Source organism: Pseudomonas sp. S10E 269, from assembly GCF_002798465.1.
GTDB classification, from domain to species: Bacteria; Pseudomonadota; Gammaproteobacteria; order Pseudomonadales; family Pseudomonadaceae; genus Aquipseudomonas; species Aquipseudomonas pergaminensis.
The window spans coordinates 1,056,246-1,081,282 of the sequence record NZ_PHIJ01000001.1 but is presented as its reverse complement, the minus strand read 5'-3'; the positions used below and the strand labels follow the sequence as shown (position 1 = coordinate 1,081,282).

23 protein-coding genes are annotated in these 25,037 nt (G+C 61.9%); 11 read left to right on the top strand and 12 right to left on the bottom strand.

Features of this window, described 5'->3' with window-relative positions:
* Positions 1-61: 61 nt before the first annotated feature.
* Positions 62-1,438 carry an L-serine ammonia-lyase gene (locus CWC48_RS05070; protein WP_100491437.1) on the bottom strand — a complete coding sequence of 459 codons (1,377 nt, stop codon included), beginning with the start codon at positions 1,436-1,438 and terminating at the stop codon, positions 62-64.
* A gap of 137 nt (positions 1,439-1,575) precedes the next feature.
* Here CWC48_RS05070 and CWC48_RS05065 point away from each other — a divergent pair, with 137 nt between their 5' ends.
* Complete coding sequence (locus CWC48_RS05065; protein ID WP_078047035.1) at positions 1,576-2,523, top strand: LysR substrate-binding domain-containing protein; 948 nt, start codon at positions 1,576-1,578, stop codon at positions 2,521-2,523.
* 212 nt (positions 2,524-2,735) lie between these two features.
* Positions 2,736-3,146: an HPF/RaiA family ribosome-associated protein gene (locus CWC48_RS05060; RefSeq protein WP_078047036.1), complete on the top strand. Its 411-nt coding sequence runs from the start codon at positions 2,736-2,738 to the stop codon at positions 3,144-3,146.
* 59 nt (positions 3,147-3,205) lie between these two features.
* Here CWC48_RS05060 and CWC48_RS05055 read toward each other — a convergent pair whose 3' ends face one another.
* Positions 3,206-4,720 (bottom strand): MFS transporter, encoded by a 1,515-nt coding sequence (locus CWC48_RS05055; protein ID WP_100491436.1) that lies wholly within the window; start codon positions 4,718-4,720, stop codon positions 3,206-3,208.
* Positions 4,721-4,827: 107 nt separating this feature from the next.
* On the opposite strand from CWC48_RS05055, the gene CWC48_RS05050 reads away from it, so the two are divergent.
* Complete coding sequence (locus CWC48_RS05050) at positions 4,828-5,739, top strand: LysR family transcriptional regulator (RefSeq protein WP_099494115.1); 912 nt, start codon at positions 4,828-4,830, stop codon at positions 5,737-5,739.
* Positions 5,740-5,905: 166 nt separating this feature from the next.
* Here the strand turns inward: CWC48_RS05050 and fecA are convergent, their stop codons facing one another.
* From fecA to CWC48_RS05035, 3 genes are all read right to left on the bottom strand, one after another.
* On the bottom strand, positions 5,906-8,242 hold the full coding sequence (fecA, locus tag CWC48_RS05045; protein ID WP_100491435.1) for a TonB-dependent Fe(3+) dicitrate receptor FecA: 2,337 nt from the start codon (positions 8,240-8,242) through the stop codon (positions 5,906-5,908).
* 91 nt (positions 8,243-8,333) lie between these two features.
* Entirely contained in the window at positions 8,334-9,275 is a 942-nt protein-coding gene (locus tag CWC48_RS05040; RefSeq protein ID WP_100491434.1) for a FecR domain-containing protein, read from the bottom strand.
* Positions 9,272-9,760 (bottom strand): sigma-70 family RNA polymerase sigma factor, encoded by a 489-nt coding sequence (locus tag CWC48_RS05035; protein WP_100491433.1) that lies wholly within the window; start codon positions 9,758-9,760, stop codon positions 9,272-9,274. The genes CWC48_RS05040 and CWC48_RS05035 overlap by 4 nt, the downstream gene beginning before the upstream one ends.
* Before the next feature lie 170 nt (positions 9,761-9,930).
* Here CWC48_RS05035 and CWC48_RS05030 point away from each other — a divergent pair, with 170 nt between their 5' ends.
* Genes CWC48_RS05030 through CWC48_RS05010 form a run of 5 tightly spaced genes read left to right on the top strand, consistent with a single transcriptional unit; the run spans position 9,931 to position 13,692 of the window.
* Positions 9,931-10,233: a DUF3649 domain-containing protein gene (locus CWC48_RS05030; RefSeq protein WP_099494119.1), complete on the top strand. Its 303-nt coding sequence runs from the start codon at positions 9,931-9,933 to the stop codon at positions 10,231-10,233.
* Positions 10,230-11,804, top strand: a complete 1,575-nt coding sequence (locus CWC48_RS05025) for a PepSY domain-containing protein (protein WP_100491432.1) — start codon at positions 10,230-10,232, stop codon at positions 11,802-11,804. The genes CWC48_RS05030 and CWC48_RS05025 overlap by 4 nt, the downstream gene beginning before the upstream one ends.
* On the top strand, positions 11,805-12,131 hold the full coding sequence (locus tag CWC48_RS05020; RefSeq protein WP_078047044.1) for a DUF3325 domain-containing protein: 327 nt from the start codon (positions 11,805-11,807) through the stop codon (positions 12,129-12,131).
* An 8-nt stretch (positions 12,132-12,139) separates the two neighbouring features.
* Complete coding sequence (locus CWC48_RS05015; RefSeq protein WP_100491431.1) at positions 12,140-12,718, top strand: RNA polymerase sigma factor; 579 nt, start codon at positions 12,140-12,142, stop codon at positions 12,716-12,718.
* Positions 12,715-13,692 (top strand): FecR family protein, encoded by a 978-nt coding sequence (locus tag CWC48_RS05010; RefSeq protein ID WP_078047045.1) that lies wholly within the window; start codon positions 12,715-12,717, stop codon positions 13,690-13,692. The genes CWC48_RS05015 and CWC48_RS05010 overlap by 4 nt, the downstream gene beginning before the upstream one ends.
* On the opposite strand, the gene CWC48_RS05005 is transcribed toward CWC48_RS05010, so the two are convergent.
* Both CWC48_RS05005 and yejK read right to left on the bottom strand, forming a co-directional pair.
* On the bottom strand, positions 13,693-14,043 hold the full coding sequence (locus CWC48_RS05005) for a glutaredoxin family protein (RefSeq protein WP_078047046.1): 351 nt from the start codon (positions 14,041-14,043) through the stop codon (positions 13,693-13,695). It abuts the gene before it with no gap.
* The gene (gene yejK, locus CWC48_RS05000; RefSeq protein ID WP_010212893.1) at positions 14,043-15,047 is read right to left on the bottom strand and encodes a nucleoid-associated protein YejK; all 1,005 of its coding nucleotides are present in this window, start codon (positions 15,045-15,047) and stop codon (positions 14,043-14,045) included. The genes CWC48_RS05005 and yejK overlap by 1 nt, the downstream gene beginning before the upstream one ends.
* A 396-nt stretch (positions 15,048-15,443) precedes the next feature.
* Between yejK and CWC48_RS04995 the strand changes: the two genes are divergently transcribed.
* Positions 15,444-15,725 carry an HU family DNA-binding protein gene (locus tag CWC48_RS04995; RefSeq protein ID WP_003188840.1) on the top strand — a complete coding sequence of 94 codons (282 nt, stop codon included), beginning with the start codon at positions 15,444-15,446 and terminating at the stop codon, positions 15,723-15,725.
* Between the two features lie 102 nt (positions 15,726-15,827).
* Here the strand turns inward: CWC48_RS04995 and rlmF are convergent, their stop codons facing one another.
* From rlmF to CWC48_RS04970, 5 genes are all read right to left on the bottom strand, one after another.
* Complete coding sequence (gene rlmF / locus CWC48_RS04990) at positions 15,828-16,847, bottom strand: 23S rRNA (adenine(1618)-N(6))-methyltransferase RlmF (protein WP_078047047.1); 1,020 nt, start codon at positions 16,845-16,847, stop codon at positions 15,828-15,830.
* A 228-nt stretch (positions 16,848-17,075) separates the two neighbouring features.
* Entirely contained in the window at positions 17,076-19,922 is a 2,847-nt protein-coding gene (locus CWC48_RS04985) for a valine--tRNA ligase (RefSeq protein WP_078047048.1), read from the bottom strand.
* 212 nt (positions 19,923-20,134) lie between these two features.
* Complete coding sequence (locus tag CWC48_RS04980) at positions 20,135-20,512, bottom strand: DNA polymerase III subunit chi (RefSeq protein WP_100491430.1); 378 nt, start codon at positions 20,510-20,512, stop codon at positions 20,135-20,137.
* 7 nt (positions 20,513-20,519) lie between these two features.
* On the bottom strand, positions 20,520-20,948 hold the full coding sequence (locus tag CWC48_RS04975; protein WP_012722396.1) for a DNA polymerase III subunit chi: 429 nt from the start codon (positions 20,946-20,948) through the stop codon (positions 20,520-20,522).
* A 68-nt stretch (positions 20,949-21,016) separates the two neighbouring features.
* On the bottom strand, positions 21,017-22,507 hold the full coding sequence (locus tag CWC48_RS04970; RefSeq protein ID WP_078047050.1) for a leucyl aminopeptidase: 1,491 nt from the start codon (positions 22,505-22,507) through the stop codon (positions 21,017-21,019).
* Between the two features lie 284 nt (positions 22,508-22,791).
* Here CWC48_RS04970 and lptF point away from each other — a divergent pair, with 284 nt between their 5' ends.
* Positions 22,792-23,910 carry an LPS export ABC transporter permease LptF gene (lptF, locus tag CWC48_RS04965; RefSeq protein WP_028618984.1) on the top strand — a complete coding sequence of 373 codons (1,119 nt, stop codon included), beginning with the start codon at positions 22,792-22,794 and terminating at the stop codon, positions 23,908-23,910.
* Positions 23,903-24,982: an LPS export ABC transporter permease LptG gene (gene lptG / locus CWC48_RS04960; RefSeq protein WP_100491429.1), complete on the top strand. Its 1,080-nt coding sequence runs from the start codon at positions 23,903-23,905 to the stop codon at positions 24,980-24,982. Before lptF ends, lptG begins: the two co-directional genes overlap by 8 nt.
* The last annotated feature ends 55 nt before the right edge of the window (positions 24,983-25,037 follow it).

The following is a 25,037-nucleotide window of genomic DNA, read 5'->3' as shown; positions in this document are numbered from 1 at the left end:
GTTATTGCCTCGTTATTATTTTTGCGCGGGCTCACGTTTGGGGCGGGTAGCAGTGCTCCGATCAGCACTCCACCCAGCTGACCGCCAGGCCGCCCCGTGAAGTTTCTTTGTATTTGTCATGCATGTCGGCGCCGGTATCGCGCATGGTGCGGATCACCCGGTCGAGGGAAATGAAGTGCTTGCCGTCACCGCGCAGGGCCATTTGCGTGGCGTTGATCGCCTTGACCGCCGCGATGGCGTTACGCTCGATGCACGGCACTTGCACCAGGCCACCGACCGGGTCGCAGGTGAGGCCGAGGTTGTGCTCCAGGCCGATTTCGGCAGCGTTTTCCAATTGCTCGGGGGTGGCACCGAGGACGTCGGCCAAACCCGCAGCCGCCATGGCGCAGGCCGAACCGACTTCGCCCTGGCAGCCGACTTCGGCACCGGAGATCGAGGCGTTTTTCTTGCAGAGAATGCCGACTGCCGCCGCGGCCAGGAAGAAATTGACTACATCATCGTCAGACGCGTCGGCGTTGAACTTCATGTAGTAATGCAGCACGGCCGGGATGATCCCGGCAGCGCCGTTGGTCGGTGCGGTGACCATGCGCCCACCGGCTGCGTTTTCTTCGTTGACGGCGAGGGCGAACAGGTTGACCCACTCCATGGCCGACAGGGTCGACGTGATGACATTCGGTTTGCCGATTTCCAGCAGGCTGCGGTGCAATTTCGCCGCACGGCGTGGCACGTCCAGCCCACCCGGCAGGATGCCTTCATCGCGCAGGCCTTGCTCTACGCATTCGCGCATCACCGACCAGATATGCAGCAGGCCGCTGCGGATGTCGGCATCGCTGCGCCAAGCCCGTTCGTTGGCCATCATCAGTTCGGAAACCCGCAGGCCATGCTTGTTGCACAAGGCCAGCAGTTCTACGGCGCTGGAAAAGTCGTAGGGCAATTCAACATCGCTGGTCGGCGCAATGCCGGAGGCGGCTTCGGCAGCTTCGATAATGAAACCGCCGCCCACCGAGTAATAGGTTTGCTCGCTCAGCAGGCCGTTTTCGCCGTAGGCGTGCAGGGACATGGCGTTGGGGTGGTAGGGCAGACTCTCGTCCAACAGCAGGAGGTCTGTGTGCCAGTTGAAGGCAATGTCCTGTGTGCCTGCGAGCAGCAATCGGCCCGACGCGCGCAGCTGCTGGATGCGGGCATTGATCGAAGTCGGGTCGACCCGGTCAGGCCATTCGCCCATCAGCCCCATCACGCAGGCGCGGTCGGTGGCATGGCCAACACCGGTGGCGGACAGCGAACCATACAGGCGCACTTCCACGCGGCGGGTGTCGTTCAGTAATTGTTGGTCGATCAGGGCTTGGGCAAAAGTCGCGGCCGCTCGCATGGGGCCGACGGTATGGGAGCTGGAAGGGCCGATGCCCACCTTGAATAGATCAAAAACACTGATAGCCATGCTAAACCCTTACAAGCAATGGAGTAGAAATCGCTGCCATGTTTTGTAGGACGAGCGGAATTGGCGCGATACTGAGCCTCTGGAACGGCACTGACCAACGAATTATCCTAAGACACCCTTTAGCAGGACTAAACGCTATGACCCGGCCCCTTCATGGCCAGACGTATGTCTGGCTGCACGTGTTTGCCTGTGCGGCGCGGCATTTGTCGTTCACCCGTTGCGCCGAAGAACTGCACATCACGCCGGGGGCGGTGAGCCAGCAAATCCGCCAATTGGAAGAACGCTTGGGTTTCCGCTTGTTTCATCGGCGGGCGCGTGGGGTGGAACTGAGTGCCGAGGGCCAGCGTTTGGCCGCGACCGTGAGTGAGGCCTACGGGAGCATCGATGCCGAGTTGCAGCGCTTGGATGCGGGGATGATCAGCGGCACCTTGCGCCTGCGCTCGATCCCGTCGTTTCTGGGCAAATGGCTGACCCCGCGTCTGCCGCGCTTGCAGCAACGCTTTCCGGATATCCAACTGCGCATGGTCGCCGAGGACAGCAGCATCGCCCTGCACGAGGGCGATTTCGACCTGGCCATCGACTTGAACGACGGCAGCTACCCTGGCCTGTTATCCACAGCCCTGTTGGACGAGCAAATCTTTCCGGTCTGTGCCCCCAGCCTGTTGCGTGGGCGCCCACCCCTGCACGGCCCGGCCGACCTGGTGCACTTCCCGCTGCTGCACGACATTACCGCCTGGCGTGGGAGTTATGAGTACGCGGAGTGGGAGTTCTACCTGAATGCCATCGGCTATCACGCCGCAGACGTGCGCCGCGGCCACACCTTCAACCGCAACCACCTGACCATCGAAGCCGCCATTGCCGGCATGGGCGTGGCCATCGCCCGGCGCACCTTGCTCAACGATGAACTGGAGCGCGGCACCTTGATCGTGCCGTTCGGCCTGGCCGTGCCCAACCACAAACGCTACGTGTTGCTGTATGCGCCGGGCGCACTGAACCATCCGGGCGTACGCGCGGTGCATGACTGGCTGGTGGAGGAAGCGGGGATTTTTCGCGGATTGCACCCATTGGGAGAGGGGCAATTGTGAGGTTGGCTGGTCGTAAGAAGATGTAACTAACTCCCCACCCTAACAGCGTTTTTGCTCGTCGTCAGACTTAATTTGTAATGTGTGATTTATCTTTGCAAAGGGGTTGAATTGTTCTTCGGACTGCTCAATTGTGTAATCAAGAGGTCATGGTTTCACCACACCGGTGTTGCAGTTGTGACCTCTCGCGAGCTAGCTGAAATAAGGGAAGAACTATGCAAATCCAAGTCAATAGCGATAACCATATTGAAAGCAGCATCCGACTGGAGGAGTGGGTACGTACTACCATTGAGAGCACGCTCGAACGCTACGAAGAAGACCTGACCCGAGTGGAGGTCTACCTGCGGGATGAGAACGGCGACAAGCCCGGTCCCCACGATTTAAGTTGCCGCCTGGAAGCGCGGCCAAAAGGCCATCAACCGCTGTCGGTACTGCACAAGGCCGATACCCTGGAACAGGCGATCGACGGGGCGGCCACCAAGCTGGACCATGCATTGGAACACCTGTTTGGCAAACTGCAAGGCAAGCCACGCGCTGCCGGGAAAAGTCTGTCGGACACCAAGGTCAATGAAGATGAGCTTGAACAGGAGTTTCTGGAAAAAGAACGTGCCGTGTTTAACAGCTGATCGCTGAACGTTATTTCATCCCCCACTGAACGGGCCTGCATGTGCAGGCCCGTTTTCGTTTACTGGCCGCGTCGGAAGAAATACCTGCTCAACCCCGCCAACCCGCACGCACCCAGGCCCGCGAAGAGCATGGCCCAACCGACACCCTGACGCAGGGCTACCTGGGCATCGGTGAAGGTCAGGTACGCGGATGACGCCAGCTTGCCCGCCGCGATGTTCTGGCTGATGGCCGGCCATTCCAGCATGCTGCTTTCGGGCATTACGGCCGCCAGTTGATGGCAGATCCCCAGCAACAACACCAACCCCATTAACGCGATGTTGAGCGCGAGGGTGATCAGTCGCGCGCTGAGATCGATACCCGAGGCCATGCCCGCACGGTCGGCCGAAACCGAGCCGGTGGTGGTATTGGTGGTGGGGGAGTTGGTCAGCGCCAATCCCACCCCGGCAATCAGGCAACTGAGTAGCACCAGCACGATGCTTGGCTGCGCCACAGCGTTGGCAGCGGCCATGCTCAAGAAGCCTGCGCCCATCATGCCTAGCCCCACGGTGATGATGCGTTCTGCGCCGTAGCGCAGGGCCAGGCGTTCGGCCAGTGGCGGCACCAGCAGTGTCGGCAAGGTGTAGGCGAGCAGGGCGCCGCCGGTGGTCAGGGTGTCGTAGCCCAGGCCAGCCTGGAAATACAGCGGCAGGTAGATCATGAACGGCCAGAAGCTGAAGTTCATGCCGATCGAGCCCATCAATGCGCCGTTGAAGCGCTGGATCCGGAACACCGAGAAATCAAACATCGGGTGAGCGCTGCGCCGCTCGACAACGATGAACAGCAGCAACCCAGCCACTGCCAGGCCCGCCCAACCAAGCATCGCCGGGGTGCCAAAGCCGTGTTCGGTGCCCTGGGTGATGAAGTAGACCAGGGCGAATACCGACAGCGTCAAAGTGAGCATGCCCGCAATGTCCAGGCGATGGGCCGCCGGGTCACGGGACTCCTGCACGCTGACCTGCAACAACACCAGGGTGAACAGGGTGAGCGGCACGTGCACGAGAAACACCCAGCGCCAATCCGCCACCGCCAGGATCAACGCGCCCACCATCGGCCCGAATCCCAGGCCCAGGCCGGCAATCACACCCCAGATCGCGAACGCTCGCGCCCGCGCCGCCGGTTCGCGGAACAGGTGCGACAAAATCGCGAACTGGCAAATCATCATCGCCCCGGCGCCGATGCCCTGGACGAAACGCGCGGCGATCAGCGTCGACGCACTGTCCGCCAACCCACAGGCCAGGGACGCCAGCCCGAACAGCCACAGGCACAGCACCAGCATGCGTCGGCGGCCAAAGCGATCGGCCAGGGTGCCGGCTGCCATCAACACGCTGGTGCAGGCCAGGGTGTAGGCATTCATGATCCATTGGGCGTCCTGGAAACCCGTGCCGAGCTGCCTTTCGAGGGTGGGCAGGATGACCGGCACGCTGGAGATTTCCAGGCCGAACATCAGCGCGACCAGGCACACGGCGGTGAGGGCGAGGCCGTTCCTGGCGGTGCGCGGTGGGTTGGCGATCGATAACGTGGCGGCGGGTGGCATGGGGACTCTCCTGTCGATGGGGTATCGGGTTATTTTCAGGGGAATCCAATTCTTTATTCGTGATAAGTTTTCCATTCATAAGGGAATCAAGAGCGACAATTGGTGCCATGACCACTCCACGTTTTGACGGTGTCGAACTCTTCCTGCAGATCGTCGAGAGCGGCAACCTGACCGAGGCCGCCGAGCGACTGAACCTGACGCGCTCCGCTGTGGGCAAGGGCCTGGCGCGACTCGAGGCGCGCCTCGGCACGTGCCTGTTGCAGCGCTCTACTCGCCGCCAGCGGTTGACCGAGGACGGCCAGGCCTACTACGAACATTGCCTGCGGGCGCTGGCGGAGCTGGAAGCCGCCGAGTCCGTGCTGGAAAGCGGGCGGCAGCAACCACGCGGGCGGTTAAGGGCCAGCCTGCCATTGGCCTTCGGGCATCACTACGCCGCGCCGGCGTTGTGGGGGTTGATGGATCGATTTGCCGAACTGGAGATCGAGATTTCTTTTTCTGACCGGCTGATCGACGTCGCCCAGGAAGGTTTCGATTTGGCGGTACGCATTGGCGCGTTGCCCGACACCGACCGCTTGAGCGCTCGTCGCCTGGGCGAGCAGGCGATTGGCCTGGCGGCATCACCGGCGTACTTGCAGCGTGTGGGTCAAATTGAGTGTATCGAGGACCTGGCCGGGCATCGGGGCATTGCCTATCGCTGCAGTGCCCCGCGCCTGGAATGGGAACTCAAGGACGACCAGGGTCGCCCGCACCGTACGCGGGTGGCCTCGCCGCTGATGATGGACGACCTCCAGGCTGTGGCCGATGCCGCCATCGCTGGTGTGGGCCTGGCCTGGTTGCCCAGTTGGCTGATCGCCCACTATGCCCTGCGTGGACAGCTGCACGCGGTACTTCCCGGTTACCGCGAGCAGCCCTCGCCGATCCACGTGATCTGGCCCACGGCGGCGCACATGCCGGCCAAGACGCGCTGTGCCATCGACGCGCTGGTGGCCGGTACGCCGTCGTGTCTGGCGGGCAGTTAGATGAACGCCGGCATTGTGGTGAGCGGGCTTGCCCCGTGCCGGGTTGCGCAGCGACCCTGGAAAATGGGCCTGCTACGCAGTCCAGCGCGGGGCAAGCCCGCTCACCACAGAGGGCCCCGCTCACCACAATGGCCCGCTCACCACTGGTTATCTGTTGCTTGAGCCGTTAGAACGCGATGGAGGTCTGCACATACACCGTGCGTGGCTCACCGACGTATTTGCCTTTGTTGTTATCGTCGAACGAGCGCGTGTAGTACTGCTTGTTGAAGATGTTTTTCACCCCCACCGCCACGTTCAAATCCGACAGCTGCGGGCCGAAGTCGTAGGCGGCGCGGCTGCTGAACAACATGTAGCCGGGGATGCGCCCGTTCGCACCGTCGGCGCTTTCGGCCTGGGTGTTGGCGTTGTCGGCGAATTGGCTGCTCTGGTAGCTGCTGTCCAGGTTGAGTTTCCAGCGACCTTCGGTGTAGCCCACGCCGAGGGTGCCCTTGTGCTTGGACGAGAAGGGTACGCGGTTGCCTTTGTTCGGGCCGTCTTCGCGGATGGTGGCGTCGACGTAGGCGTAGGTGGCGTACACATCGAACCCTGCCAGCGCCGGGCTCAAGCCGTCGAGGGCGTAGTTGATGCTGGACTCGATGCCCTGGTGGCGGGTTTCACCACGGGCGATCACCGAATCATTGGTCTGGTTGCTTTCGTACTGGTTGTCAAAGTTGATCAGGAACGCGCCGATTTCCGCGCGCAGGCTGCCGTTGTCGTAGCGAGTGCCGAGTTCCCAGGTGCGCGCTTTTTCCGGTTTGACTTCGCCGCTGGTCACACGGTTGGGCATCTGGCTGTACTGCACGCTGCCAAACGAACCTTCGGTGTTGGCGTAGAGGTTCCAGTCGTCGGTGAGGTGATAGAGCACGTTCAGGGCCGGCAGGGCGGTGTTGTAGTCACCTTTGTATTTGACGTTGCTCAGGTTGTTGGTTTGCTGGGACTCGATCATCTCGTAGCGAATGCCCGGTGTGATGGTCCATTTGCCGATATCAATCCGGTCATCGATGAAGAAGGCATTGGCCTCGGTGCCACCACGGGTGTCGCGATCATTGCGGCTGTCGGTGGTGGGGATCTGTTGGTTGGCGGCAATCGGCGTGCGGTAACGCAGTTCGTGGCCGGCTTCGTTGATGTAGCGATAGCCGACGCCCACTTCGTGGCTGGTCGGGCCCAGGTCGAAGCCTTGGGCGAAGCGGGTTTCCAGGCCACGCACCCAGTATTCACGCGGGGACAGCGACAGGAATGTGCCTTGGTCGAGGTAACCGCTGCGCAGGGTCTTGGTGAAGAAGCTGTTCACGGTGAACTCGCGACGGTCCTGCTCATAGCGATAGCCGACGTTGAACATCGTGCGGCGGCCCCAGAATTTGTCGTAGGGGCGGGTGGACTGGTAGGGATCGGCCTTGTAGTTCGCAACGTTCAAGCCGCCGGGCATGTCGGCCTGGCCTTCGTAGTACTGCGCCATGGCATTGAAGCTGTTGGCGTCATCGAGTTGGTATTTACCCTTGAGGATCAGGTCGTCGATGCGCGTGTTGCTGTTCTCGCGCCAGTCGCCGCCACGGGTGCCGGAGTACAGCAGCGCGCCGCCCAAACCGTTGTCGGCGGTGCCGCCGGCGAGCAGGTTGCCGGTGGTCTTGAAGCCGTCATGGCTGGAGGAGGGGCTGGTTTCGGTCTGCAGGCCGCCTTTGACCGTGGGTGCATCCGGGATTGCGCGGGTGACGAAGTTGACCACGCCACCGACGTTCTGTGGGCCGTATCGCACGGCACCGCCGCCACGTACGACGTCGACGGCATCCATGTTGCCCATGCTGATCGGTGCAAATGAAAGCTGCGGCTGGCCGTAAGGCGCGAAGGGCACCGGAATGCCGTCCATCAACACCGTGGAGCGCGAGGCCAGGCGCGGGTTGAGGCCGCGAATGCCGAAGTTCAGCGCCATGTCGTGGCTGCCGGTGCCATTGTTGTCCGGGGCGTTGACGCCGGGAATGCGGTTGAGCACGTCCTTGGCCTGGGTGGCGCCCTGGCGTTCGAATGCTTCGCGGCGGATCACGTCACGGGCGCCGGGGTGTTCAAACACATTGGTTTGCGCCGCGTCGCCCAGCCAGTCGCCGACGACGCTGGACGTGCCCAATTCGATAGTGGCCGGTGCCGTGGCCGGTTGCAGGCTGTAGGCATTGTCGCCTTCGGCGCGGGCTTGCAGGCCGGTGCCTTCCAGCAGTTTTTGCAGGCCGTCCGCGGCGCCGTAATTGCCGGACAAACCGTGGCTCTGCATACCCGCCGTCACTTCGGAACTGAAGGAGATCAACACGCCGGCTTCGCGTCCAAACTGATTCAGCGCAGCTTCCAGCGACGTCGGGGCGATGTGATACGGCTTGGCATCGGCCGCCATCACAGGGGGAAGTGCCGTAAGACTTAAGCTGGCGCCGAGTAGGAGTTGGCGCAGAGTGCGGGCGAGAAGCGTCGGTTGCTGGGGCATGAAGAGCGGTCCTGAGAAGGAAGGATCAAGGTGGCTTTCCTTCTCTGTCACGCGAGGTATGGAAAACGGCTCAGTGTTTTTGAAATAAATGTCAGGCGCGTGCCTGCACCGTCACCCAATACCGCGTAAAGCGCCGCACTTTCACCGGCAGGCTGACTTCCAGCAGGTCGAGAATGCGTTCGCTGTCATCCAGTGGGTAGCTGCCGGAGATCAGCAGGTTGGCCACCTGAGGGTCGCAGTTGACCTGGCCACGACGATAACGGCCCAGTTCACCGAGGAAATCTTCCAGGCGCATGTGGGCTGCGACCAGCATGCCGTCGGCCCAGGCGCCGCTGTTGGCGTCGGTGGGGCGCGGGGTGTCCCAGCCTTTGCGCGTAAAATTGACCTGGCGCGCAGCCTCGACCGTCAACGGCAGGCCGCTGTAGGTGTTGGGCATCACCTCGACGCGGCCGTCGAAGACCGCCAGTTGCGTGTGGTCGTTGAACTGGCGCACGTTCATGCGTGCAGCCTGGCTGGTCAGCAGGCCCTGGCCGGTCAAGACGTTCAGCGGTGTGTTGCCGGCGCTACTGGTCAACAGGATCTCGCCTTCAAGCAGGCGGATCAGCCGTTGCTTGCCATCGAAGTGCACGTCCACCGCGCTGCCGGTATTGAGCTGCAGCTGACTGCCGTCCGCCAGTTGCACCTTGCGACGCTGGCCGACGGGGCTGCGGTAGTCGGCGGTCAGCGGCGGCAGGATATGTTGCTGGCGCAGGCTCCAGGCGGCGGCCGAGCCGGCACCGAGAATCAGCAGCAACTTGAGGGCCTGGCGGCGGCTGGTGGAGGTAGGCGCGTTCAAAGCGGCATGGGCCAGGGGCGAGGGCATGCCGCGCAGGCGCTGGTTGACGCGCTGCATATGGTCCCAGGCGCGCTGGTGTTCGCTGTGGGCGTTCAGCCACTGTTGCCAGGCCGCCTGCTGGCGTGGGTTGAGCGCGCCTTGCTGCATTTCCAGCAGCCAATGCACGGCCTGCTCGGCGACTTGAGTGGAGAAATTCATAGGGCGAAATAGCAGCGCATGGCCGCTTTGTTCAGGTGGCGTTTGACGGTGGCGATGGAGAGGCCCAGTTCAGCGCCGATCTGCGCGTAGGTCAGGCCATCCAATTGGGCCAGCAGGAAAGCGCGCTTGACCTGGACGGGCAGGCCGTCGAGCAGTTGATCGAGCTCTACCAGGGTTTGCAGGATGATCGCGCGTTCTTCTTCCGACGGCGCCACGTGCTCGGGCATCTGCGCCAAGGCGTCGAGGTAGGCGCGCTCGAGGTCCTGGCGGCGGTAGAAATTGAACAGCACGCGCTTGGCGACGGTGGTGAGGAACGCGCGGGGCTCGATCAGCGTGGGTGTTTCCCGCGCGGTAAGCACGCGAATGAAGGTGTCCTGCGCCAGGTCGGCGGCACTGTCAGGGCAGCCGAGCTTGCGCCGCAACCAGCCGGTGAGCCAGTGGTGATGGTCGTTGTACAACACTTCGACGGTATTGGACGGGCTCAACGGGGACACTCCACAAGCATCGCCATGCTTTAGAGAACAAGAATTGTTCGCATTGTAGGGCGCATGGGTGGCTTCGGCAATCCGTCTGCGCAGGTGATTCATCCGTTCTGTTTTGCTTATGAGAATATTTATCATTAATATTGCGTGCTGATGAACCTGGCGCTTCCTGCATGAAAAGCAAAACCTCGCTGCCTGTCTCCTATCGTCTTGCCGTGACTTCGCGCGTGCTGGCTGCCGTGGTGGGGGGCTACCTGATGGCGTCCCTGGCCAGCATCTGCCTGGCGCTGTGGATACCCACTTCCCGCGCGGATGCAGTGATCACCGGGATGATGAGTTCATTCGTGTTCTACCTGCTGGCCGTGCTCTGGTGTTTCGCCTGCCGCAGTGCCGCGCGCGCCTGGTTCGGCGTGATGTTGCCGAGCGCGGCGTTTGCCACGCTGGCGGGCGTGGGTTTGTGGATGGCACGCACATGAAAGAGGGCTTTCGCCAGGCGATGGCCTGGTTGCACACCTGGGCAGGGCTGATCTTTGGCTGGCTGCTGTTTGCGATTTTCCTGACGGGCACCTTGTCGTATTTCAAGGACGAAATCAGCCACTGGATGCAGCCTGAAGTGCAGGCCCATCCCCTCGACGATGCACGCAGCCTGACCGTTGCCCAAACCTATTTGCAGCAGGTGGCGCCGACGGCTGCGCGCTGGTTCATCACCCTGCCAGACAGCCGCGACCCAGGGCTGTCGGTGATGTGGCAAGACAAGGTCGACCCCGGCAAGCGCGGCAATTTCATCCAGAAAACCCTCGACCCGGTCAGTGGCCAGGCCGTGCAGGCCCGTGAAAGCATGGGCGGCGAGTTCTTCTATCGTTTCCATTTCCAACTGCAAATGCCTCACCCGTGGGGCCGCTGGCTGTCGACCATTGCCGCGATGGTGATGTTCGTCGCGCTGATCACCGGCATCATCACCCACAAGAAAATCTTCAAGGACTTCTTCACCTTCCGCCCCCGCAAAGGCCAGCGCTCCTGGCTCGACGGGCACAACGCAGTGGGTGTGCTGGTGCTGCCCTTCCATCTGATGATCACCTACAGCAGCCTGGTGATCTTCATGAGCATGGTGATGCCGGCGCCGATCCTGGCTTCTTATGGCAACGACACCCGTGCCTTTTTCAGCGAGGTGTTCCCGAACACCAATAACGCACCGGCATCGGGCCAGCCAGGCACATTGCTGCCGCTGGTGCCGATGTACGAGCAGGCCCGGGCGCAGTGGGACGGTGGGCATGTGGGACGCGTGGCGGTGAATAACCCTAGCGATGTGAACGCCTCGGTCAATGTGTTCCGCGCGGGTGCCGACAGCGTGGTGCATGATTTCGGCAGCACCGTTTCCTTCAATGGCAGCACGGGCGAGCTGTTGCGGGTCAGTGGCGAGCAGTCGCTGCCGGCGGCCATCGGCGGCAGTTTCTACGGCCTGCACATGGGCCATTTCGCCGGTCCGGTCCTGCGCTGGTTGTACTTCATCTGTGGCTTGGCGGGCACGGCAATGATCGGCACCGGGCTGGTGATCTGGCTCGGCAAACGCCAGCTCAAGCACGCGAAGGCCGTGGTCATGCCGTTTGAGCTGCGCTTGGTGGAAGTGCTCAACATCGCCAGCATGTCCGGGCTGATGATCGCCATCGCGGCGTTTTTCTGGGCTAACCGTCTGCTGCCGGTGAGCTTCGCCGAGCGTTCCGACTGGGAAGTGCAAACCTTCTTTATCGCCTGGGGCCTGAGCCTGTTGCACGCCATCCTGCGTCACGGGCGACAAGGTTGGGTCGAGCAGTTGAGCCTGGGTGCGATGCTGTTTGTTGCCATCCCACTGCTCAACGCGTTGACGACATCGCACCACCTCGGCGTCTCGCTGGCCACCGGCGATTGGGCCATGGCCGGCTTTGACCTGACCTGCCTGGCCAGCGGCGTGTTTCTCGCGTGGGCTGCCTGGAAGATGCAGCATCGCACCGTGCCTGCACCCAAGGCGGAGCGCGCACGCCCCTTGGCGCTCAAGCAGGAGGCGAACTGAATGCTGCTCCCTCTGCTGATGTGCTACGTCGGGTTCACCGCGCTGTGCTTGTCCACCGACCGCCATCACGGCGAACTGTTGCACAGTAAACCCTCGCCTCGCCGGCGCCTGGGTTTGCGTGTGGCTGGTTGGTTGCTGCTGACCGTGTCGATCTGGCCAGCGGTGAGTGTCGCCGGTTGGGGGCAGGGCCTGGTGCAATGGTGCGCCGTGTTGATGCTCAGCGCATTGCTGCTGGTGCTGTTGTTGCCGTACCGGCCAAGGCTGGCCTTGATCCTGGCGGGCATTGGTCTGCTCGCCAGTCCTGTCGCAGCCTTCGCCACCCTCTGAGCCCGCACATGATGATCAGCACGCCACCCGAATCCCAGGACAGCCAGCACGCTGACGCGGCAGGTGGACGTGCGCATTTCCTGCAGGTGTTTTTGTCCCAGCGTTCACAGATGGAGGCCTTGGTGAGTCGCCGCGTGGGGTGCCGCGCCACGGCGGCCGACCTGGTGCAGGACCTGTTCCTGCGTTTCTGGCGCCGGCCGCTGGTGCAGGTCGAAGAGCTCAGCACCTACCTGTTGCGCTGCGCCAGCAACATCGCCATCGATCACCTGCGCAGCGAAGGCGCCCGGGTGCGCAGCAGTGAAGGCTGGCTGCCCGAACAGCAAGATAACCAGGGTTCCGAACCCCAGGCAGCACTGGAAGCCGGCAACGACCTACGCCACGTCGAAGCCGCCCTGCGCAGCTTGCCCGAGCGCACGCGGCAGATTTTCCTGCTCAACCGTATCCACGGCCGCAAGTACGCGGAAATCGCCAAGGCCATGGGCCTGTCCCAAAGTGCCGTGGAAAAACATATGATGCGTGCCCTCGAAGCCTGCAAAGCCAGCCTCCGTGAACCCTCATCTCCACGCACGCCAGGGAAAGCACCGTGAACGTCACCCCCACGCCCGCCCAGGAACAAGCGGCTCTGGCCTGGTTGAGCCTGCTGCACGACCAGCCCAGCAGTGGCGACCAGGCCACGTTCAGCCAGTGGCTGCGGGCCGACCCTGCGCACGTCGAGGCCTATTCCCAGGCCCAGGTGCTGTGGGAGTTGAGCGAAGTACCGGCGCGCAAGCTGGCGGACGAAGAAGCGCTGGCGTTGCAGGGTTACCTCAATGCCATGCACACCTCGAAGCGTTCGCGGCGGGGGCGTTGGTCCGGGGCGCTGGCCATGGCTGCATGCCTGGTGGTGATGGTGTCCGTGGGCGCCGGCTGGCAGCCGTCGCGCTGGGTCGATGACTTGGGCGCCGACTACGTGACGGCGCCCGGCGAAATCAAAACCGTCACCCTGGCCGACAAATCCCAAGTCACCCTCGATGCCGACAGCGCCATCGCCGTGGATTTCAAGCAGGGCGAGCGGCATATCCAACTGCGCCGAGGGGCCGGCTTTTTCAGCGTGACCCACACCGGTGAGTCTTTCGTCGTGGAGGCCGGCAGTGGCGAGGCACGGGTGCTGGGCACGCAGTTCGAGGTGCGCCTGCAACCGGCAGGCGCCCAGGTAACGGTATTGTCCGGACGGGTTGGCGTGACGCCTTCAAAGCAGGGCCAGCAGCAAATTCTTACGGCGGGCCAGCAAGTGGCCTACGCCGATGGCATGGCCGATCCGATGCACGGGGTCGACAGCGAATCACGCCTGGCCTGGCGCGACGGTTGGCTCAACTACTACAAGGCGCCGCTGGCCGACGTGGTCAAGGACCTGGAACGTTACTACCCCGGTCGCATCCTGTTGCTCAACGATGAGATGGGGGCCAAGCGCGTCAGCGGCAGCTTCCCAAGCAAGGACCCGCAGGCGGTGTTGAATGCGTTGCAGGCCGTGCTCGGCTTTGAACAGCACACAGTACTGGGGCGGATGATCGTGGTGCGCTGATTACTTCAGCGCCGCCATGATTTTCTCTGGGCTGTATTCACGAATCAGCGTGCCATTCACGTCCACAAATGGAATCCCACCACCCCCCAACGCCTCATACGCCTTGCGTGCCTGGGCGTCCTTCTCGATATCGAAGGCCTGGTAGGGAATGCCTTTCTGGTCCAGGAACCGGCGGATCTGCTTGCAGTACCCACACCACTCGGTGGCGTAGAGCACCACGTGCGCCGAGGCGCGCACGTGCTCAGGGGCTACCTGCGATGGGTTGAACACCCGCTCGATCTTGCCCCAGTTCTGGATCACTACCACCACCAGCAACACCAGCAGGACTTTCTTGAAAACCCCGCCGAGCATCAGTTACGGCGCTTGAGCTGATCGGTCAGTTGGGTCGGCAGGCCCTTGATGATCAAGGTGCCGGCGGCTTCGTCGTACTCGATCTTGTCGCCCAGCAGGTGGGCTTCAAAACTGATGGACAAGCCTTCGGCACGTCCGGTGAAGCGGCGGAACTGGTTGAGGGTGCGCTTATCCGCCGGGATTTCCGGCGACAAGCCGTAATCCTTATTGCGGATGTGGTCGTAGAAGGCTTTTGGTCGATCTTCGTCGATCAAGCCCGAGAGTTCTTCCAGGCCCATTGGCTCGCCGAGCTTGGCCTGGCTGCTGGCGTAGTCCACCAGGGTTTTGGTTTTCTCGCGGGCGGATTCATCCGGCAAGTCTTCGCTTTCGACAAAATCGCTGAACGCCTTGAGCAGGGTGCGGGTTTCGCCCGGGCCGTCGACGCCTTCCTGGCAGCCGATGAAGTCGCGGAAATACTCCGAGACCTTCTTGCCGTTCTTGCCCTTGATAAACGAGATGTACTGCTTGGACTGCTTGTTGTTCTGCCACTCGGAGACGTTGATGCGCGCAGCCAGGTGCAGTTGGCCGAGGTCCAGGTGGCGCGAGGGGGTCACGTCCAGCTCGTCGGTCACCGCCACGCCTTCGCTGTGGTGCAGCAGGGCGATGGCCAGGTAGTCGGTCATGCCTTGCTGGTAGTGGGCGAACAGTACATGGCCGCCGGTGGAGAGGTTGGACTCTTCCATCAGCTTCTGCAGGTGCTCGACAGCGGTGCGGCTGAAGGTGGTGAAATCCTGCCCGCCGTCGAAATACTCCTTCAACCAGCCGCTGAACGGGTGCGCGCCGGACTCGGCATGGAAGAAACCCCAGGCCTTGCCTTGTTTGGCGTTGTAGCTCTCGTTGAGGTCGGCAAGCATGTTCTCGATGGCGGCCGACTCGGCAAGCTCGGAGTCGCGGGCGTGGAGAACTGCGGGTGTGCCGTCGGGTTTTTTGTCGATCAGGTGGACGATGCAATGACGGATCGGCATAGGCTTCTCGGCTGGTTGAGAGGGGAGCGGTCGGCCTCCCCGAAAAGTCGCCAAGTGTACCGCACCATTGGCCAAGACGGGCTTCGAAGGGCGTTTTGGGCACCCTCCGACGGGCTATATGCCTTTTTTTCACGGTTTAGAGCGATAAAGCTGACCAAATGGGTAGGTAGAGGCGGATATTTCCCCGTCTCTGTGCTAGTTTTGCCCCGTCTTACGCCAAGTCTCGGCGATAAGCGTGCATTCAGCATCTGTCAGGTCGAACCAATCCCCGTTTCAAGCATCTATAACCCCGATCTCCGTGGTTATAGCCGGGGGTGCCAGGCCATGACGGTCGGGCTCGACGGCTGACACTGCACTCTGCAATCCATATGAATTTGATAGGGAAGGAACACCACAATGGCTATTACTAAAGACCAACTGATCGCTGACCTGGCTGAAGCAGTAGACGCACCGAAAACTACCGTGCGCGCCCTGCTGGACCAACTGAGCCAAGTTGTTGCTGACCAGCTGGAAAACGGCGGCGAAATCACTCTGCCAGGCGTTGGCAAACTGAAAGTGACCGAGCGTCCTGCCCGTACTGGCCGTAACCCTTCGACTGGCGCTGCCATCGAAATCGCTGCCAAGAAAGTTATCAAGCTGGTTGTGGCCAAAGGCCTGACCGACGCTGTTAACAAGTAAGACGCAGCAAAAAAAACCGTGCTTCGGAGCGATCCGGGCACGGTTTTTTGTTGCCTGCGATTTGTTGACTGTGGTGAGCGAGCGTGCTCCCTCACCACTGGGTTAGTCGCGTACCCAGCGCTGGCGCCAGATCTGCTGCTCGTTCTTGGTCTGGAAGGTCCAGGCCACGAAGCGGCTTTGCTTCTGGCCCTGGGACATTTCCACCACCTGGCTCTCCAGCACGCCGGCTTTTTTCAGGGCTGTCTCGATCGCGGGCAAGTTCGACGCTTTTGACACCAGGGTGCTGAACCACAACACCTTGTGGGCAAAGTGCGCGCTCTCGGCGATCAACTGGGTCACAAAGCGCGCTTCACCGCCTTCACACCACAGCTCAGCCGACTGGCCACCGAAGTTCAGTACCGGCAACTTGCGCTTGGGATCGGCCTTGCCCAAGGCGCGCCATTTGCGCTCGCTGCCCTTGGTGGCTTCGTCCATGGACGCATGGAACGGCGGGTTGCACATGGTCAGGTCGAAGCGTTCACCCGGCTCCAGCAAGCCCAGCAGGATCTGCTTGGGATTGTTCTGCTGGCGCAGCTGGATGACCTTGCTCAGGTCGTTGGACTGCACGATGGCCTTGGCCGCCGCCACGGCGATAGGGTCTACCTCCGAGCCGAGGAAGTTCCACCGGTACTCCATGTAGCCAATCAGCGGGTAGACGCAGTTGGCGCCCATGCCGATGTCCAGCACCTTGACGATCGAACCGCGCGGGATCTTGCCGTCATTGACGCTGGCCAGCAGGTCGGCGAGGAAGTGCACGTAGTCGGCACGCCCTGGCACCGGTGGGCACAGGTAATCGGCCGGAATGTCCCAGTGCTGGATGCCATAGAAGGCTTTGAGCAACGCACGGTTGAACACGCGCACCGCATCCGGGCTGGCGAAGTCGATACTTTCCTTGCCGTACGGATTGATGATCACGAATTGCGCCAGTTCCGGCGTGGTCTTGATCAGCGCCGGGAAGTCGTAGCGGCCTGTGTGGCGGTTGCGCGGATGCAGGGTGGCCTCTTTGCGCGGCACAACGGGCTTGGCCGTGGCTGCGGTTTTAGGCTTCTTGCGCGGAGGTTTTGGCGTGCTGGGGGCGGTCATGGGCTACGTCGATTCTGGGGTTGCTTCAAAAGTGGTGGGTATTGTCACACATTCCGAAGTTGACCTCGGTTAAATGTGGGAGCGGGCTTGCTCGCGAACACGGTGGGTCAGTCATTGGGTGTGTGTCTGATAGACCGCATTCGCGAGCAGGCCTGCTCCCACATTGACTGGGTTTTCACACCCCAAAAAAAAGAGGCCCGAAGGCCTCTTTCTGACACGCGGTCCACCTTACAGGCTGGAAATCCGCGCATGTTGCTCCGCCAGCTTGCCCAGGGCCTGTTCAGCCTCGGCCAGTTTGGCGCGTTCTTTGTCGATCACTTCAGCCGGCGCCTTGTCGACGAAGGCCGCGTTGGACAGCTTGCCGCCCACTCGTTGCACTTCGCCTTGCAGGCGCGCGATTTCCTTGTCGAGACGGGCCAGTTCCGCGCCCTTGTCGATCAGGCCGGCCATTGGCACCAGCACTTCCATGTCGCCGACCAGTGCGGTGGCGGAGAGTGGCGCTTCTGCATCGGCCGCCAATACGGTGATCGACTCCAGCTTTGCCAGTTTCTTGAGCAGCGCATCGTTCTCGGTGAGACGACGTTGGTCTTCGGCGCTGGCGTTCTTCACGAACACCGCCAGTGGCTTGCCCGGCCCGATGTTCATCTCGGCGCGGATATTGCGCGTGCCGAGCATCAGGGTCTTGAGCCATTCGATATCGCTTTCGGCCGCCTCATCGATGCGTGCTTCGTTGGCCACTGGCCAAGGTTGCAGCATGATGGTCTTGCCTTCGATACCGGCCAGCGGCGCCAGGCGCTGCCAGATTTCTTCGGTGATGAACGGCATGAACGGGTGCGCCAGGCGCAGCGCCACTTCCAGCACGCGTACCAGGGTACGACGCGTGCCGCGCTGGCGTTCAACCGGCGCGTTCTCGTCCCACAGTACCGGCTTGGACAGTTCCAGGTACCAGTCGCAATACTGGTTCCAGATGAACTCGTACAAGGCCTGTGCGGCCAGGTCGAACCGGAACTGGTCGAGTTGGCGGGTCACTTCGGCTTCGGTGCGTTGCAGCTGCGAAATGATCCAGCGGTCGGCCAGGCTCAGTTCATAGGCTTCACCGTTCTGGCCGCAGTCTTCGCCTTTATCCAGCACGTAGCGCGCGGCGTTCCAGATCTTGTTGCAGAAGTTGCGATAGCCTTCGACGCGGCCCATGTCGAACTTGATGTCGCGACCGGTGGACGCCAGCGAGCAGAAGGTAAAGCGCAGGGCGTCGGTGCCATAGCTGGCGATACCGTCGGCGAACTCGTCGCGGGTCTGCTTCTCGATCTTCTTCGCCAGCTTCGGCTGCATCAGGCCCGAGGTGCGTTTCTGCACCAGGGTTTCCAGGTCGATGCCGTCGATGATGTCCAGCGGGTCCAGGACGTTGCCCTTGGACTTGGACATCTTCTGGCCCTGGCCATCACGCACCAGGCCGTGCACGTAGACGGTCTTGAACGGTACCTGCGGGGTGCCGTCCTCGTTCTTCACCAAGTGCATGGTCAGCATGATCATCCGGGCAACCCAGAAGAAAATGATGTCGAAACCGGTGACCAGCACGTCGGTGGAGTGGAATTTCTTCAGGAACTCGGTTTGTTGCGGCCAGCCCAGGGTGGAGAAGGTCCACAGGCCGGAGCTGAACCAGGTGTCCAGCACGTCGTTGTCCTGTTGCAGCGCAACGTCCGCACCGAGGTTGTTCTTCGCACGCACTTCGGCTTCGTCGCGGCCGACGTAAACCTTGCCCGACTCGTCGTACCAGGCCGGAATGCGGTGGCCCCACCACAGCTGACGGCTGATGCACCAATCCTGGATGTCGCGCATCCACGAGAAATACATGTTTTCGTACTGCTTGGGCACGAACTGGATACGGCCGTCTTCCACGGCGGCAATGGCAGGTTCTGCCAATGGCTTGGTGGACACGTACCACTGGTCGGTCAGCCACGGCTCGATCACGGTGCCGGAACGGTCGCCCTTCGGCACTTTGAGGCCGTGGTCGTCAACGCTCACCAACAGGCCGGCGGCGTCGAAGGCAGCAACGATCTGCTTGCGCGCTTCAAAACGGTCGAGGCCTGCGTATTCGGCCGGGATCTTGCCGTCGATGCTCTCGTTCAGCGTGCCGTCCAGGTTGAACACCTGGCACGCCGGCAGAACGGCGGCATTCTTGTCGAAGATGTTCAGCAGCGGCAGGTTGTGGCGCTTGCCGACTTCATAGTCGTTGAAATCGTGGGCCGGGGTGATTTTTACGCAGCCGGTGCCGAATTCAGGGTCGCAGTAGTCGTCCGCGATGATCGGGATACGACGGCCCACCAGCGGCAGCTCGACAAACTTGCCGATCAGCGCCTGGTAGCGTTCATCGTTCGGGTTAACAGCCACGGCGGCATCGCCGAGCATGGTTTCCGGACGGGTGGTGGCGACGATCAGGTAGTCGTTGCCTTCAGCGGTCTTGGCGCCGTCGGCCAGCGGGTACTTGAGGTTCCACAGGAAGCCTTTCTCGTCGTGGTTTTCCACTTCGAGGTCGGAAATCGCTGTGTGCAGCTTGGTGTCCCAGTTGACCAGACGCTTGCCGCGGTAGATCAGGCCGTCTTCATGCAGGCGCACGAACGCCTCTTTCACGGCTTCCGACAGGCCGTCGTCCATGGTGAAGCGCTCGCGGCTCCAGTCTACGGACGAGCCCAGGCGACGGATCTGACGGCTGATATTGCCGCCGGACTGGTCTTTCCATTCCCAGATCTTTTCCAGGAATTTCTCGCGACCCAGGTCATGACGGTTCTGGCCGGTGGCTTCCAGTTGGCGTTCCACCAGCATCTGGGTGGCGATACCGGCGTGGTCGGTGCCCGGCTGCCACAGGGTGTTGCGGCCCTGCATGCGGCGGAAACGGATCAACGCATCCATGATCGCATTGTTGAAGCCATGGCCCATGTGCAGGCTGCCAGTGACGTTCGGTGGCGGGATCATGATGGTGTAGGAATCGCCCGCGCCTTGCGGGGCGAAATAATTCTCGGACTCCCAGGTCTCGTACCAGGAAGTTTCAATAGCGTGCGGCTGGTAGGTCTTATCCATGCGCGGCGGGACCCTAGTTGGCATTTATTCAGGAAAGCCGGCAAGTATAACGGGGGATAGGGCGCAGGGCGAGGCGAAGACGGGCTTGAAATGTATGGGCGGCAAATGTGGGAGCGGGCTTGCTCGCGAAAGCGGTGATCAGCCAATGCATGTGCTGACGGTCACACCGCTTTCGCGAGCAAGCCCGCTCCCACAGGGGATCTGCGTTGGCTTCAATTCTGGTACTGGCTCAGCAACCGCTCCATCCGAGCATCGAGCCGGCGCTTGATCTCGGTTTCGATGTGCGGGGCAAAGTCGTCGATCACGTCTTGCATGATCAGTTGCGCGGCGGCGCGCAGTTCGTTGTCCAGGTGCAGCAGCAGGGCGTCGGGACCTTTTTCGACAGCGGCAGGCGCGGCGGCCTCGACCACCGGTACCGGCGCGACGGGCTTGCCGCCGACCATGTCGAACAACAGCGGAATCTGTACCTCGCCCTCGACCGAATCGGTCAACAGCGGCGGTTGCAAGTCATCATCACCCAGCAACTGGCGGATCGATTCAAGGTCGTCCAGCAGGTGGTCGTCTTTTTTTAGAGGGTTTGGCGTGTCCATCATTTACTCAAAGTCGTTGTAGCCGGTGATCTTGCAGAGGATAGCCCTGTTCGCGGTAGAAACGGAAACTCTCCCGCGCGGCCTGACGAATAGCCGGGTCCTCCACCACGACTTCCGCCACGCGGGCGAATGCCTTGGCGAACGGCGGCACTTTCAGGTCCAGGTTGACCAGCAGGTCATGGTGGTCGCCGCAACTGTCGCCCAAACCCAGTACCACCAGGCCTTCGGGTTCAGATTCGGCGGGGCCGTGGGGCACGAAGCTTTCGCCCTTGAAGCGCCACAGGCGGGCATCCAGCTCGTCGCGCTGGGCGGCATCGCTGCAGTGCAGGTAGATGCGGTGGCCCATGCGCCAGGCTTTTTCGGTGAGTTTGCAGGCAAAGTCCAAGCGCGCGAGCGGGTCGGCGCTGGGCAATATATAGAAGTCGACTTGGGTCATTGCAGTTCCTGGGCATACGCATCCCCCTTGTAGGAGCCGGCAAGCCGGCGCCTACGCAGGGGGGGCGCTTAGGCCTTGGCGCGATCCAGCAGGTACTGGGTCAGCAGTGGCACCGGACGGCCAGTGGCGCCTTTGTCCTTGCCGCCGCTGGTCCAGGCTGTGCCGGCGATGTCCAGGTGGGCCCAGTTGAAGTTCTTGGCAAAGCGCGACAGGAAGCAGGCAGCGGTGATGGTGCCGGCTTTTGGGCCGCCGATGTTGGCGATGTCGGCGAACGGGCTGTCCAGCTGTTCCTGGTACTCATCGAACAGCGGCAGTTGCCAGGCGCGATCGTCGGCCGCCTTGCCGGCGCTGAGCAGTTGCTCGATCAGCTCGTCGCTGTTGCCCAGCAGGCCCGAGGTGTGCGAACCCAGGGCGACGATGCAGGCGCCGGTCAGGGTGGCGATGTCGATCACGGCCTGTGGCTTGAAGCGTTCGGCGTAGGTCAGGGCATCGCACAGTACCAGGCGGCCTTCGGCGTCGGTGTTGAGGATTTCGACAGTCTGGCCGCTCAGGGTGGTAACGATGTCGCCCGGACGGGTCGCGCCACCACTCGGCATGTTCTCGGCGCAGGCCAGGATGCACACCAGGTTGATCGGCAGCTTGAGTTCCAGCACGGCACGCAGGGTGCCGAACACGCTGGCGGCGCCGCCCATGTCGTACTTCATCTCGTCCATGCCCAGGCCCGGCTTGAGGCTGATGCCGCCGGTGTCGAAGGTGATGCCTTTACCTACCAGGGCGTAAGGCTTCTCGGACTTCTTGCCGCCGTTGTATTGCATCACGATCAGGCGTGGCGGCTGGTCGCTGCCCTGGCCTACGGCATAGAACGAGCCCATGCCCAGATCCTTGATCTTCTTCTCGTCCAGCACTTCGACCTTCAGGCCCTTGAACTCTTTGCCCAGTGCCTTGGCCTGTTCGCCCAGGAACGTCGGGTGGCAGATGTTCGGTGGCAGGTTGCCCAGGTCGCGGGTGAAGGACATGCCGTTGGCGATCGCTGTCGCGTGAGTCACGGCGCGCTCGACTTCAGCCTGGGCCGCCTTGATGGTCAGCAGGGTGATTTTCTTCAGGGCGCGGGGTTCGGCCTTGGTGCTCTTGAACTGGTCGAAAATGTAACCGCCGTCTACCAGGCTCTCGGCCAGCAGGCGGGTCTTGCCGTAGCTGTCACGGCCTTTTACAACAATTTCGTCGAGTGCCAGCGCTGCATCGCTGCCGCCCAGGCCCTTGAGGGTGGTGAGGATGCCGCTGATGATTTTGCGGAACGGACGGTCGCCCAGTTCAGCATCCTTGCCCACGCCCACCAGCAATACGCGGTCGGCCTTGAGGTTGGGCAGGCTTTGCAGCAGCAGGCTCTGGCCGACTTTGCCGGCCAGGTCGCCGCGCTTGAGCACTGCGCTGATGGCGCCGCCGCTGAGTTCGTCGAGTTGCTTGGCGGCAACGCCGAGCTTGCGGCCTTCGCCGATGGCGACCACGAGGGTGGCGGTTTTCAACGTTTCGGGGCTAACGCTTTTTACAACCAATTCCATTTTCGGGTCCCTTATAAAGGTCGGTTAGCCAGGAGTCTGTACTCCGGCTTTAATACCAGGCAGCTGTGTAAACCGCCGGCGACAAAGGCCGCAGTTTGAACCTCGCCGGCGGAGCCTGACAACCCTTGGCGCATGCTTTGTGCGCGTGCATGAGGTTGCGCAGTGACAGGCGCGGCCAATCACAGGATAATGCGCCATCTTTTTAGCCGGCCCTGTGTAATGGGGCTGACTCGGTATGCTTGCTTGTTTGGCCGCCTTAGCCTGACAACCCTGGAGTGTCTGGTTTGATCGTCTTCCGTTATCTGTCCCGCGAAGTCCTGTTGACCCTGAGTGCCGTGAGTGCGGTATTGCTGGTCATCATCATGAGTGGTCGTTTCGTCAAATACCTGGCCCAGGCTGCCTCCGGCGCCCTCGACCCAGGCTCGTTGTTCCTGATCATGGGGTTCCGACTGCCGGGCTTCCTGCAGCTGATCCTGCCGTTGGGCCTGTTCCTCGGGATCCTGCTGGCGTATGGCCGGCTGTACCTCGAAAGCGAAATGACCGTGCTCTCGGCCACGGGGATGAGCCAACAGCGCCTGCTGGGCATGACCATGATCCCGGCCGCCGGCGTCGCGTTGATCGTCGCCTGGCTGAGCCTGAGCCTGGCGCCCCAGGGCGCCATGCAGTTTCAACTGGTGTTGAACAAGCAGGACGCGATGACCGAGTTCGACACCCTCGAGCCTGGCCGCTTCCAGGCGCTCAATGATGGGTCGCGGGTGACCTACACCGAGACCTTGACCGACGACCGCGCCAACCTGGGCGGTGTGTTCATCTCCGAGAAGCGTCTGGGCCAGGACAAGAAAGACCGTGGTATTTCCGTACTGGTGGCGGATTCCGGTCGCCAGGAAGTGCGTCCCGACGGCAGCCGCTACCTGATCCTGGAAAATGGCTACCGGTATGACGGCAGCCCGGGCATGGCCGATTATCGTGCGATCAAGTACGACACCTACGGCGTGATGCTCGCCCGCCCGGATATCAGTGACGAAGTCACCGACCGCGACGCCATCCCCACCACCGAGCTGTTCGGCAGCAAGGAGTTGCGCTCCATCGCCGAGCTGCAATGGCGGATTTCCCTGCCGCTGCTGGTGTTCATCGTGACCTTGATGGCGGTGCCGCTGTCGCGCGTCAACCCGCGCCAGGGCCGTTTCCTCAAGCTGTTGCCGGCGATCCTGCTGTACATGGCTTACCTCACCATCCTGATTTCCGCCCGTGGCTCCCTGGAGAAAGGCAAGCTGTCGCCGACCCTCGGCCTGTGGTGGGTGCACGGGATCTTCCTGGTGATTGGCCTGGGCCTGCTCTATTGGGAACCGATCCGTTTGAAAATGATGAGCCGTCGTGGCCAGAAGGAGTTGGCTCGTGGCTAAGCTCGATCGCTACATTGGTAGCAGCGTACTGATCGCCATCCTGGCGGTATTGGGCATCATCCTGGGCCTGGCGTCGTTGTTCGCCTTCATCGATGAAGTCGGGAACGTCAGCGACACCTACACCGTGTGGGACGTGCTGAGCTACGTGGCCCTCACCGCGCCGCGTCGTCTCTACGACATGATGCCGATGGCCGCACTGATCGGCTGCCTGATCGGCCTGGGCAGCCTGGCCAGCAACAGCGAACTGACCATCATGCGCGCCGCCGGCGTGTCCATCGGTCGAATCGTCTGGGCCGTGATGAAGCCGATGCTGCTGCTGATGGCGTGCAGTGTGTTGATCGGCGAATACGTGGCGCCACCGGCCGAAACCACTGCCCAGGCCAATCGCGCCCTGGCCCAGGGGTCGGGTGATGCGCAGAGTTCCAAGCATGGCCTGTGGCACCGCCAGGGCGATGAGTTCATCCACATCAACGCCGTGCAGCCAGGCGGCCTGTTGATTGGTGTGACCCGCTACACCTTTGACAAAGAGCGTCACCTGCTGGAGTCCAGTTTCGCCAAACGTGCGCAATACAGTGGCGAAAAATGGCAACTGAGCGACGTTACCACCACCTATTTCCGCAATATCGGGCAAGGCACCAAGGCCAGCACCGAAGTGATCAATGTGCCGAGCCAGGAGTGGGACATCGCCCTCAAGCCGCAATTGCTCAATACCGTGGTGATGATCCCGGAAAGCCTGCCGATCTCCGGGCTGTGGGGTTACATCCACTACCTCAAGGACCAAGGCCTGAACAATGGCCGTTACTGGCTGGCATTTTGGGTCAAGGTATTGCAGCCGGTGGTGACTGCAGCGTTGGTGCTGATGGCGATTTCGTTCATCTTCGGCCCGTTGCGCTCGGTTACCCTCGGCCAGCGCGTGTTTACCGGCGTACTGGTGGGCTTCACCTTCCGTATCGCCCAGGACCTGCTTGGCCCGTCGAGCCTGGTGTTCGGCTTCTCGCCGCTGTTTGCGGTGCTGGTGCCCACGGCCATCTGTGCCTTGGCTGGCTTCTGGCTACTTCGTCGAGCCGGTTGATGCCTCGCTTATGAACAAAAAATGCCCCGGTCGAGAGATCGGGGCATTTTTGTTC